Source organism: Aliterella sp. E5.1 (assembly GCF_057473825.1).
Map to the genome: position 1 here is coordinate 1 of NZ_JBYCCV010000255.1, position 2,344 is coordinate 2,344.

Below are 2,344 nucleotides of genomic sequence, written 5' to 3' on the forward strand. Positions count from 1 at the left end.
TGTGCTCTTCCGATCTACAACGATTACCTAATTTATGAGTATCCAGCAGTTGAATCGGAATATGTGTTTATTAACATTTGGGAGGGCAATGTAGGTATGCCAATGAACCCCAAAGTTCTAAACACCATGTTTAAAAGAATGTCGGAAAAGACGGGGATTAAAGTTCACCCACACTTATTTAGACATACATACGCAACTCGTCTTTTGCAAGCAGGTTATGTACCAGAGAGAGTTAAACACCTTTTAGGACACACAAGTATTCAAACTACTTTAGACATTTACTCCCACGTAATTAGTGGAGGTAATCTACTGGAAGTAGTTGAACAAGAGGAACAAGAAAATTGAGTTTAAGTGAATTTGGCTTACCAGAAGATTGCTCATACTTAATTCAAGAGCAGGAGATTGGACAGTTACTAAATAATCCACTTTTGAAGAAAGATGTTTGGTACACAATAGATGATTTAAGTTTGAAGATCAATCAACACAATAGAAAAATAACTTTAGACTTTAGTAAATTTTCACCAGAATGGTTTAAATTATTAGTTAAACTGTACATATTAGTAAAAGCAAAACCTAATACACCAGCTTCTACTATTTGTGGACATCTTATTTACTTAAGAAACTTTGCTAAATTCTTAAACGAAAAATCTATTAATAGCTTTCAACAACTTAATGAACAGTTGTTTGAAGATTTTGATTATTACTTGCAGTTGAAAGAACTTTCTAGCGATACATTAAGTCATTATTATTCTTCAATTTGTGACTTCTTCGATACTTGCCGCATAGAGGGCTGGCTTGATGTTAATACCTACTGGTTTAGAGGCAAACGAAAAAGAACCTACCCTAGAAACGATGAAATTAACTATATTCCTGAAGAAGTGTGGCATCAACTAGAAGAAAACCTCCACTATTTGCCGGAATCATTACAAAGAATGGTTCTAGTAATAAAAACTACGGGTATTAGAGTTGGTGAACTTTTAAATATGCCACTTGATTGTCTTAGAAAAAGAGGCAAGCAATGGAGACTTCGTTTTACAACCGAAAAGTACGACATCAATGATGAAATACCTATTCCCCCAGAATTAGTAGTAATTATTCAAGAACAGCAAGAGTATATTAGACGAAAACTTAACAACAAGTTTGACCGATTATTTTGTAGCAATCAAGAGGGAAATAGAAGCAAAACACACCCTTTTAAGCCAGTTCCAAAGGTAATGTCAACACCTACATTTAACCTTTGGCTCAACAGATTAGCGAAAAGAAATAATATCTGCTCCAAAAATGGTGAGATATGGAAGTTTAAATCTCATCAATTTAGAAAAACCGTTGGCACAATAATGACTAATTCTGGTGTTAGAGACTTAATCACTCAGAAATATCTAAGGCATCGTCACCCTGATATGTTGCGCCATTATCAACACATTCTTAAACAAGTATTGGTAGATGAATTTGAAGAATTAACGCAGGGGAAAAAGTATGTTGATATCACTGGCAAAGTAGTTGCTGCTCATAAACCCCAAAATTTAGTAACTGAATACATACGCCGCAAAATATATCCTCTTACAACTCAGTACGGGGAATGTCATAGACCAATTTTAAAATCTCCCTGCCAAACAGTTAATGCCTGTTGGCAATGTCAACATTGGCGCACTTCTACAAATGATTTAACATACCTTAAAGATGACTTTAAGCGAGTTGAAGAAGAATTAAAAATTGCTGACAGTCTTCAGATGAATAGACAAAAACAAGGTTTAGAAGACGATCGTAATAACTTGGCTACTATTATTACAGTATTAGAAAAAATTGATAATGATAATTGACTGGGAAAAAGATTACAAAAAAGATTTCGACTGCCCACATTGTGAAACAAATGGTTTAAAGTTAGCAGGCAAGGATAACTTTGCTGGAAGAAGACTTTTTAGGTGTCCTAAATGTAGTAAAAGAACCTCCCAGGTCGTCAATATAAAATTTCCCAACAAGAAATCTGGAGTTAATTGGCATCAAGATTATGTAATTGGAGAGTTTGCTTGTCCAAGTCCTAAGTGTAATTCAAAAGCAGTTTGGCTTGGGGGAAGAAATAAAAAAGGCAAGCAAAAGTTTATATGTAAAATATGTGGGACTGGAACTTGTGAATCAATAGATATCTCATCTAGAATTCTCAGTTATCATGCTTGCTATATTCCCGTACAGCTATTCTCTTTTGAAAATGATGAATGGGACTTAAGAGCATTAAACCCCTCCTTTGACAAACGTGATAATCGTTTCATTGCTAACTTTAAAGATTTTCAAGCAGTTTGGTTTCAACTCTTTGTTAAACAATACATTTATCATCTTTGCAAGTTAA

The 2,344-nt window shown here is 34.3% G+C and carries 2 protein-coding genes and 1 pseudogene; all 3 read left to right on the forward strand.

Annotated elements, in window-relative coordinates; genetic code table 11:
• Nucleotides 1-345 (forward strand): tyrosine-type recombinase/integrase (locus tag AC2VE5_RS25950; protein WP_486890448.1); only part of this gene is annotated, 345 nt, incomplete at its 5' end.
• Nucleotides 342-1,820 (forward strand): tyrosine-type recombinase/integrase, encoded by a 1,479-nt coding sequence (locus tag AC2VE5_RS25955; protein ID WP_486890449.1) that lies wholly within the window; start codon nucleotides 342-344, stop codon nucleotides 1,818-1,820. The genes AC2VE5_RS25950 and AC2VE5_RS25955, both read left to right, overlap by 4 nt.
• Nucleotides 1,810-2,344, forward strand: a pseudogene (locus AC2VE5_RS25960) (hypothetical protein); the annotation flags it as partial. The gene AC2VE5_RS25955 and the pseudogene AC2VE5_RS25960, both read left to right, overlap by 11 nt.